The following is a 9,536-nucleotide window of genomic DNA, read 5'->3' on the forward strand; positions in this document are numbered from 1 at the left end:
GCCTATCGACTCCCGGTGACAACACCCCCCGGATCATTGATGACTGGGGGCTTCAATCATGCCGGGACCGACAGGCCAACAACCCCAATTCTTACTCGTTTAAGGGGCTACTAAAAAGGTAACGGGGGCTTTTAGTTGATGGCCCAGGTCCCGTTGATGTTGGCAAGTCCGAGATTGACCATGCGGCGCAGGTTCAGCCCGGCAGTGCGCAGGGTGAGCCAGGTGTTGTTCCTGGCGACGCCGATGTAGTGCACGCGCCGGTTGCCGCGTGTGAGCCAGGCGATGGAGCGTTCGACCATGGGACGGTGGCGGCGCTAGGTCTGGATGAAGGCGGGTTCCTGGGCTCGGGCCCGGTGTTCGCGCTGGAGTGCATCGTGGGGATGTAGGGTCAGGGACTTGCCGTCCCGGGCGGTGGTGCACGGGTTCCTGAACGGGCGGCCGGCACAGGCGGCACCGAAAGTGGCGTTCCGTTTGGGGCTGATGTTCCGGGTGACGTTGTTCGGGCAGGTCACGGTGCCTGCGGCCTCATCGACGCTGAAATCATCGAGGGTGGACCCTCCGGCCACGGCTGGGCGCAGCGGCCAGGGCTTGATCACCGGGGTGTGTCCGGCCGCTGCGACGGCGGCGAGCATCTCCCCGGTGCCGTAAGCCGAATCGGCGAGCACTTCCACCGGCGCAGCCCCGATGGTGGTGTCCTTGCCCAGCAGGTCCGCGCCGACGGCCGCGTCGCCATCGCCCGGTCCGGATGCCATTGCCCGGTCCGGATGCCTTGGTCAGGGCGGACGCGGTGATGGTCCCGGTATCGGGCTCGATCACGATATGTGCCTTGAACCCATCGTGGCGCCTGGCCTGGGTCTTGTGGGCGTGCCGGGCCTCCGGGTCAACAGTGGAGATTGCCCTGTCATAGGCGGTTTTCCGGGCAATCCGCCATCGTCCGTCGGCACCATCAGAGCCTTCTGCGGGCTCGACGCCCCGCCCGGCAACCAGTGCCAGCAGGGCCACAGCATCCGCCGCTTTGCCTTCCAGATCGGCGGTGTCGATAGCGGCCAGAAGCGCCAGGGCATCCGTGACCGGGGCGGAGAACAGTCCGTCCCGGGCCGCGGGATCATCCCAGGCGATCCGGGGTTTGCCCGGCTGCGTGTAGTCATAGCCGGTGCAGACCGCGGGGACCAGCGCGTCCACGCCGGGCACTTCCCGGCCGACCCGGCGGATCGCGGCGATCAGTTGGGTGACGGTGTCCTGGCGGGCAACCGCATCATCGAGGACGGTCGAATCCAGCGCCCGCCGCGTCCTGGATTTCAGCACGCCGGTCTCGGCGACCACGGCGGCGACGGACTGGAAGATCCGGTCCGGGCGGCCGCTGGCGGCCAGTCGCTTGCGCCAGTACGTCAACGTCGTCGGATGAAATGCCTTCGTGGTCACGGCGAACCCGCAGGCCGCCTTCCAGCGCAGATCAAAAGTCACCGCTTCCGCGGCCTCGCGGTCCGAGAGCCCGTTCAACGCCTGCAGGACCAGCACCGTGGCCACGACCTCGGCCGGAATCGAGGGCCGTCCCCTGCCGGACGGGAACAGATCCTCAAACATCGACGGCGGGAACAACTCCCCTCGGTGCCCAGCCAGAAACGCGAAGACGCTGCCCGGGTCCAAAAGGTCCCCGGCCAGCGCCTCAACATCCAGGATTTCCCGCTGCCCATCATCACGACCCTGCATAAAACAAGGTCCTAACGATCCATAGCCAAAGTCCAGCAGGCGCTCCTTAACACGCTGGACTAATCAGCAGTGTCCTAGCCCCGGAAGCCCGTCTCCGGGGCGGGGTTCCGCGTTTACGGGAGGGCGGGCACCGTCGGGCCCTCCCTCCACAGGGCATGCTGCGGCCCCGTGTGCCCAAACTCACGGGGTGCCGTCGACTTTTGCCCTGGGGATTGTGTAGCGTATGCCCTACAATTTAAATATCCCCCACTCCGGTATCTCCTTATTATTTCTGCCCAATTTTTGAGGCAGGAGCCTGAAGTGTATGGGGCCCGCAAAGCATGTTGGGCGGGCAGTAAAGCGTTCATAGGGGATTGCCGGCAAAGAAAACGCCATGTGGCGCCGGCACCCGCTGACGCCTGCAAGTGCGCGTCAAAACGCACAGCAATGGTGCCGAAGTCCTGCCACGGGATGGTATGTAGCGGCTGGATTTCTTTGTAATGCGGCTGTCACAGGCCGCCTGGCCCTATGAATGAGGACTACTAACCATGCCCGAAAACCTTACCCAGACTTCCCCGGACGCCGTCACCATCAACAAGGAAGACGCGCCGGAAATCACCTTCGCCGAACTCGGCATTGACGGCCGCGTGCTGTCGGCCCTTAGCGACGTCGGCTACGAGAAGCCCTCGCCCATCCAGGCCGCCACCATCCCGCTGCTGCTTGAAGGCCGCGACGTGGTGGGCCTGGCCCAGACCGGAACCGGCAAGACGGCCGCATTCGCCGTCCCCGCCCTGTCCCGCATGGCCGAGCTGATGGACTTGAACGGCCCCACCCGGAACACCCAGATCCTGGTGCTGGCGCCGACCCGCGAGCTGGCCCTGCAGGTTGCCGAGGCGTTCACGTCCTACGCCAAGTACATGGAGAACTTCACCGTCCTTCCCGTCTACGGCGGCTCGGCCTACGGCCCCCAGCTGGCCGGCCTGCGCCGCGGCGCCCAGGTTGTTGTCGGCACGCCAGGCCGTGTGATCGACCACCTGTCCAAGGGCTCCCTGGACCTCTCTCACCTGCAGTACCTGGTGCTGGACGAGGCCGACGAGATGCTGCGCATGGGCTTCGCCGAGGACGTGGAGCAGATCCTGTCCCAGACGCCGGAGGAAAAGCAGGTTGCCCTGTTCTCCGCCACGATGCCAGGCCAGATCCGCCGCATCTCCAAGCAATACCTGAACGACCCGGCCGAGGTCACGGTCAAGTCCAAGACCACCACCGGTGCAAACACCCGCCAGCGCTACCTGCAGGTCATGGGCCCGCACAAGCTCGACGCCCTGACCCGCGTGCTCGAGGTGGAAGAGTTCGACGGCGTCATCGCGTTCGTGCGTACCAAGATGGCCACCGAGGACCTGGCCGACAAGCTCAAGTCCCGCGGCTTCCAGGCTGCCGCCATCAACGGCGACATCCCGCAGCAGCAGCGCGAGCGCACCATCGAGGGCCTGCGCGACGGCCGCTTTGACATCCTGGTCGCCACCGACGTGGCCGCCCGCGGCCTGGACGTTGAGCGGATCTCGCACGTCATCAACTACGACATCCCGCATGACACCGAGTCGTACGTGCACCGCATCGGCCGCACGGGCCGCGCCGGGCGCTCCGGCGACGCGATCCTGTTTATGACCCCGCGCGAAAAGTACCTGCTGCGCGCCATTGAAAAGGCCACCCGCCAGCCGGTGGAGCAGATGCACCTGCCCTCCGCCGAGACCATCAACACGCTGCGCCTGGGCAAGTTTGCCGAGAAGATCACCGAGACGCTGGCCAGCGAGGACGTGGCGAAGTTCCGGGACCTGATCGCCAGCTATGAAGAAGAACACGATGTTCCCGCCTCGGAAATCGCCGCGGCCCTGGCCGTCATGGCCCAGGGCGGCCAGCCGTTGCTGGTCCAGGACCTGCCTGCGGCACCGGAATACCAGAAGCGCGAGCGCTCCAAGGACGGCTTCGGCTCCCGCGGCCCGACCCGCGCCCTGACCGAGGGCAACGCCACGTACCGCATCGCGGTGGGCCGTCGCCAGCGCGTCATGCCCGGCTCCATTGTTGGTGCCATCGCCAACGAGGGCGGCCTGTCCTCGTCCCAGATTGGCGGGATCGACATCCGCTCCGACCACACCCTGGTGGAGCTTCCGGCCGAACTGAGCAAGGATCAGTGGCGCGCGCTGAGCAAGACCCGCATCGGCGGCGAGCTGATCAACCTCGAACTGGACAAGGGACGCCGTCCCTCCTCCGGCGGGGGATACAAGGGCCGTGAGGACCGCGGCCAGGGCGGCTTCAAGAAGAAGTACGACGGCGACCGCGGCGGCTACCGTGGGGACCGGGACCGCGGCTTCGGTTCCGACCGTGGCCAGGGCGGCGGCCAGGGCCACACCGGCCACGGCGGTGGCGACCGCCGCCCCCGTCACGAAGGCGGCCAGAGCTTCAACAGCAAGGGCAAGTGGTAACCAGCCCTTCGCTGCACTGCCGGGCGGGCGGTCCCTGCCACCGGCCCCGGGCGCTGCCGGGGAGCTGACACACCGTAACGACGTCCCATAAAAAGGGGCGGGCCAATTCATGGCCCGCCCCTTTCTGCTGCCCTGTCCGCACAGCCGTCGTCGTCCCGGGTCCCCACGCCGCGGGCCCGCCGGGACCCCCCTTCTGAGCGGGTGTGACACACATCATTTGAGGCGTTCCGAAGTGCCGGAATGTGGCGGTTTCGGGGCCGTTCCGGCGCCGTGTGAACAGCTTCAAATGGCAGAATTGAAGCTGATTTCGGACCTCGCGCCGGGGGAGGGGATTTCCGATTTCGCATCCAGCAAATCCGCTGGTAAAGTATTTTCTCGTTGCCCCCCTAGCTCAGTGGTAGAGCGCGTTCTTGGTAAGAACGAGGTCACCGGATCGATTCCGGTGGGGGGCTCGCAAATGAGGAGGCTCGTGTCAAGACGGTTTTGGCCGGCAGCACGGGCCAGACTCATTTATGGCGGCGTAGCTCAGTTGGTTAGAGCGCACGACTCATAATCGTGAGGTCGGGAGATCGAGCCTCCCCGCCGCTACACAAAAAAGACCCGTGGTCCCGGCTGTCAGCCGGGACCACGGGTCTTTTTTTTAGTGTGCGCCCCGCCGGGGACCGCCCCGGCGGGCGCAGGGGCCGCGCCCGGTGTGTACTGGGAAGACGCCGGCGGAAGGGTCCGGTGCGGGGCCGTGACTAAGGGGCAACACATGGGCAAGGTCATGATCATTGGCGGGCATGGGAAGATTGCGCTGCTGCTGGCGCCACTGCTGAAAGCGGCCGGCTGGGAAGTCTCCGGGATGATCCGCAACGCCGCACAGATCGACGACGTTGCCGCGGCAGGCGCAACACCGGTGGTGCACGACGTCGTCTCCTCCTCCGTGGAGGAGCTCGCAGGGCTGCTGGCCGGCCAGGACGCCGTCATTTGGTCAGCGGGTGCCGGCGGCGGAAATCCGGACCGCACCTATGCCGTCGACCGGGATGCCGCCATCCGTTCCATGGACGCTGCTGAGCAGGCCGGGGTGGGCCGCTACATCATGGTGTCCTACCTGGGTGCGCGGACGGACCACGGCGTTGGGCCCGGGGACAGCTTTTTCGCCTATGCCGAAGCCAAGGCGGCCGCAGATCTTCACCTGCGCAGCTCCGGCCTGGCGTGGACCATCCTGGGGCCCGGGGCCCTGACCCTGGACGCGCCCACGGGAACCATTGCCACCGACACGGATGCCGCACACCGCAACACCTCCCGTGCCAATGTCGCCCTCGTCGCCGCGGCCGTCCTGGAACGCCCGGACACGGTGGGCCGCACCATCGAATTCACCGACGGGAACGTGCGGGTCGCCCAGGCACTGAACCCGTAGGGCAGGAACGGTGGAACAGCTCGTCATCATCATCGGACTCCTTTTCGCCACCGTCGTCGCCGTCGGCCTGGGGGACAGGCTCAGGTTGCCGTATCCGGTGCTCATGCTCATCATGGCCGGTGCGATGACGTTCATCCCGGGATTTCCGGACCTGGGGATCGATCCCGAACTGATCCTGCCCATCTTCCTCCCGCCACTCCTCTTCGCCACGGCGCAAAAAAGCTCCTGGTCGGTGTTCCGGGTCCGGTGGCGCACCATTATCCTGCTGGCCGTAGCCCTCGTGGTGGCCTCCACCGCGGTGGCGGCCGGCGCCGCCTGGCTGATGGTCCCCGGGATTGGCCTCCCCGCAGCCGTTGCCCTGGGCGCCATGGCTGCCCCGCCGGACCCGGTGGCCGTGGAATCGGTGTCCGGCAGGGTGCACATGCCCCGCCGCCTCGTCACCGTGCTGCAGAGTGAGGGCCTGTTCAACGACGCCGCCGCAATCGTCATCTTCCAGGCAGCGGTGGCCAGTGCCATGGACGGGAAGCCCTTCGGGGTCGGTGTGACGGCCATGTTTGTCCTGGGTGCCATCGCCGCAATTGTCATCGGCGTGTTCATGGGGTGGGTGACCGGCCTGATCACCAGGTTCATTACCTCCTCGGTGGCGCGCAGCGCGGTGACCCTGGTGGTGCCGTTTGCGGCCTACATCCTGGCCGAGGAAGTGCATGCCTCCGGTGTGATTGCGGTGGTGGTGACGGCGCTGGAGATCAAGCGGCATGCCCGCGCTGAGGATGCGACCGAACGTGTCACGCGCGCCGCCTTCTGGGACGTGGTGGAACTGCTCGTCACGGGGCTGGCCTTTGGCTTGGTCGGGCTGGAAGTCCGCGGTGTCATCAAGGCCGAGGGCGCGGCCATTTGGGGCATGGTCCCCGCAGCGGTCGGCGTCAGCGTGCTGGTCATTGCTGTCCGCTTTCTGTGGTTCGGGCTGCTGGCGCTCCTTTCGAGGAAGACCGTTGGAGGACTTCCGCCCGCCAGTTTCAAGGATGTGGTGGTCCTCACCTGGTGCGGCATGCGGGGGCTGGCCACCTTGGCGCTGGCGCTGGCGCTGCCCTCGGTGCTGCCCTCCGGGCTCCCGTTTCCGGGCCGGCACGAGATCATCGTGATCGCCTGTGCCGTGCTGCTGGCCACGCTGGTGCTGCCCGGCCTCACGCTGCCATGGCTCATGCGCGCGCTCAATGCCACGGACGACGGCGTCGAGGAACGTGAGGCTGCCAGGCTCCTGGCCCTGCGCGCCCAGGAGGCGGCTGTGGCCGCTCTGCGAAGCAACGACCGCATCAAAAACCTCCCGCCGGAGAAAGTTGAGCTGGTCAAGTCCAGGATGTCGCGCCTGCAGGCCGAACTGCTGGACGGCAGCCTGAAGGACGAAAGCATCGATGAGCGGCGCCGTCGCGGACGCCAGCTGGCCATCGCCGTGCAGACCATCGCACTCGACGCTGCACGGCAGGAAATCATTACGGCCCGCAATGAGCCCGAGACCGATCCGGAAGCGGCAGACAGGGTGCTCAGGCAGCTTGATTTGCGCACCATGATCATGCCCGAGTGAGCGGCGGCCTACCCGGAAACGGTTCGCGGCGAAGGCCTTGAAAGGAACGTTGCGGAGCCATGTAGGCCGCAGGCCCCACTGGCGCATTCCACCAGCCATTGGCGGCGCGTCTTGTAGGAGGGGACAGGGATTCCGGCGCCGAGTACGTATACGGTAGATGTATGTCTAGTACCGTTCACACCGATGCCGTGTCCAAGCCGCCGCGCAACCGCAACATTCCGGCGGAAATTGCCCGTTCCTGGCTGCTGGTGCCCGCGACCCGCCCGGAAATCTTTGATGACGCTGCACGGTCGCGCGCAGACGCCATCGTGCTGGACATTGAAGATGCCGTGGATCCGAAGAAGAAGGACGGGGCCCGTGCAGACGTCATTGCGTGGCTGCGCAACGGCGGCAAGGCCTGGGTCCGCATCAACGACGTCCACTCTGACTTTTGGGCCGACGATGTGGCGGGCCTGCGCAACATTCCGAACCTGCTCGGCGTGATGCTGGCCAAGACTGAAAATGCCGAACAGGTCAAGGAAACGTACCACCGCCTCGACGGCAAGACCCGGGTGCTGGCGCTTGTGGAATCAGCGCTGGGCATCGAGGAAGCGAACAACATCGCCCGTGCCGAAGGCGCCTTCCGCCTGGCATTCGGCTCCGGCGACTTCCGTCGCGACACCGGCATGGCCGCCGACCGTGAGGCCATGGCCTACCCGCGCGCCAAACTCGTCGTGGCCAGCCGCGTCGGCAACCTGCCCGGACCCATTGACGGACCGACGGTGGGCACCAACCACCCGATCCTGCGTGAACAGTCCGCCATTACGGTCTCCATGGGCATGACCGGGAAGCTGTGCCTGGAAGCGGACCAGACCACCATCATCAACGAGGTCATCAGCCCCACGCCGACCGACGTTGCCTGGGCCACTGACTTCATGAACGACTTTGAGGCCCGCGGCGGCGTGATCCGTGACGGTTCGGACCTGCCCCGCCTGGGTCGCGCAGAGAAGATCATGAAGCTTGCCGTGGCGTACGGCGTCCAGCCGGCGGTCTAATCCCGGTGGTCGAGCCGGGGCCCTCGGTCCAAGGACCCGCCCTGGTCCGCGGGGTCACGTGGTCCCCGGACGGACCCGCCCTTTCGCTGTCCACGGACGACGGCGATTCCCGCCTCGCGCTGGGACCCGGGCTTTGGCTGCGGTTCCGCGCCGGGGCCGGGGCCGACGTGCCGTCCCGGTACTGCCTCGGGTATTCAGTGGTGAATGGCCCCGAGGACGCTGTGCATCACGGCTGCCCAGCGCACCAGGCGGCCGAGCGAGGGTTCCAGTGTGGTGCCTGCTTCGCCCGGGACGACTTTCGCTTCATGCATGACTTTCACCGCAGCGGCATTGGGCCGGCCGGCCTGAAGGCTTATCTGGCCCAGCCGCATTGGCTGTATGTCGCCACTTTTGCCGACGGCACCGTCAAGGTCGGCACCGCGTCCCAGCGAAGCAAATGGAGCCGGCTGGCCGAGCAGGGGGCCATCGTCGCCCGGTACGTCGCGCATGCCCGCGACGGCTCAGTGGTGCGGGTACTGGAGGACGCCGTGTCCGCCGGGTTGGGACTGACACAATTCGTCCGGGGGACCGCAAAATTTGCCGCCCTTTTGCAGCCCAGGCCCGGGGCGGAACTCGAGGCCGCCAATGCCGCCGCGGCTGGCACGGTACGGGACTTCCTGGGCACTGCAGGGGTCGACGGCTTTGAACCCGTTTCCGAGCAGTGGGAGCGCAGTGCATTTGCGGACGCCGTGGCACGCCCGGGCCAGCGAATCGCCTATCCACTTCCGCTCGCCTCGGGAGAGCACGGAGTGAGGCTGAATGCCATGGTGGGAAGCTACGCGCTGGTGTCCGTCGACGACACGGAGACTGTGTTCCTGGCAGACCTAGCCGCCTTGAAGGGTCGCAAGATCGACTTCGGCAACTACACAACCGACGTCCCCGCATTCCAGGAGTCGCTTTTCTAAAGGCGCTGTTCCCCGCCTGCCGGTGGCTGACGACCGTTTTGCCGGGGCCGGAGGACAGGCCCTGCGTTGGCGTGGGGCGTGGTGCCGGTTTTCGTGTCGGCCGTGGTGCCGGCCCCGCAACTTCTCCCTGACGGGCTGCTCGGAGTTTTAACTGCTTGTCGGCCCGGTTGAGGGGTGGGGGAGGTTTTGGTGGTAGGGGTTGTATTGGTCTTTTTGGTGGGGGTCTTGGGTGTTGGTGGGGGTGTAGAGGGCGGTGCCGTTGTGGAGGCGGACGGTCCAGAGGGCGGTGCCGTTGTGGAGGCGGACGGTCCAGAGGCCTTGGTGGATGAGGTGGTGGTGGAGGGGGCAGGTGAGGGTGCCGTTGTTGGTGTTGGTTTCGCCGCCGTCTTGCCAGGGGGTGATGTG

Annotated in this window: 5 protein-coding genes, 2 tRNA genes and 2 pseudogenes; 7 read left to right on the forward strand and 2 right to left on the reverse strand. The window is 66.5% G+C overall.

The features are described 5' to 3' along the window. Positions 1–131: 131 nt before the first annotated feature. Positions 132–1,710, reverse strand: a pseudogene (locus MMF96_RS18915) (IS1182 family transposase). 527 nt (positions 1,711–2,237) lie between these two features. On the opposite strand from MMF96_RS18915, the gene MMF96_RS18920 reads away from it, so the two are divergent. The 7 genes from MMF96_RS18920 to MMF96_RS18950 all read left to right on the forward strand — a co-directional run bounded on the left by MMF96_RS18920 (position 2,238) and on the right by MMF96_RS18950 (position 9,131). Then, entirely contained in the window at positions 2,238–4,169 is a 1,932-nt protein-coding gene (locus tag MMF96_RS18920; RefSeq protein ID WP_176615092.1) for a DEAD/DEAH box helicase, read from the forward strand. Between the two features lie 380 nt (positions 4,170–4,549). Next, positions 4,550–4,621: transfer RNA gene (locus MMF96_RS18925), tRNA-Thr, on the forward strand. A gap of 62 nt (positions 4,622–4,683) precedes the next feature. Then, positions 4,684–4,757: transfer RNA gene (locus MMF96_RS18930), tRNA-Met, on the forward strand. A 166-nt stretch (positions 4,758–4,923) separates the two neighbouring features. Continuing rightward, entirely contained in the window at positions 4,924–5,571 is a 648-nt protein-coding gene (locus tag MMF96_RS18935; protein ID WP_176615093.1) for an NAD(P)H-binding protein, read from the forward strand. Positions 5,572–5,581: 10 nt separating this feature from the next. Then, on the forward strand, positions 5,582–7,153 hold the full coding sequence (locus MMF96_RS18940; protein WP_256884423.1) for a Na+/H+ antiporter: 1,572 nt from the start codon (positions 5,582–5,584) through the stop codon (positions 7,151–7,153). Between the two features lie 161 nt (positions 7,154–7,314). Next, on the forward strand, positions 7,315–8,187 hold the full coding sequence (locus tag MMF96_RS18945; RefSeq protein ID WP_176615095.1) for a CoA ester lyase: 873 nt from the start codon (positions 7,315–7,317) through the stop codon (positions 8,185–8,187). A gap of 305 nt (positions 8,188–8,492) precedes the next feature. Further along, complete coding sequence (locus MMF96_RS18950; protein WP_256884424.1) at positions 8,493–9,131, forward strand: DUF2797 domain-containing protein; 639 nt, start codon at positions 8,493–8,495, stop codon at positions 9,129–9,131. Positions 9,132–9,278: 147 nt separating this feature from the next. Here MMF96_RS18950 and MMF96_RS18955 read toward each other — a convergent pair. Beyond that, a pseudogene (locus MMF96_RS18955) lies at positions 9,279–9,536 on the reverse strand (hypothetical protein); the annotation flags it as partial.

Source organism: Arthrobacter sp. STN4 (genome assembly GCF_024539665.1).
Classification (GTDB): domain Bacteria; phylum Actinomycetota; class Actinomycetes; order Actinomycetales; family Micrococcaceae; genus Specibacter.

Coding starts and splice junctions, on each gene's coding strand:
- MMF96_RS18920 (WP_176615092.1), top strand. CDS start 2,238: ATGCCCGAAAACCTTACCCAGACTTCCCCGGACGCCGTCACCATCAAC.
- MMF96_RS18950 (WP_256884424.1), top strand. CDS start 8,493: ATGCATGACTTTCACCGCAGCGGCATTGGGCCGGCCGGCCTGAAGGCT.
- MMF96_RS18945 (WP_176615095.1), top strand. CDS start 7,315: ATGTCTAGTACCGTTCACACCGATGCCGTGTCCAAGCCGCCGCGCAAC.
- MMF96_RS18935 (WP_176615093.1), top strand. CDS start 4,924: ATGGGCAAGGTCATGATCATTGGCGGGCATGGGAAGATTGCGCTGCTG.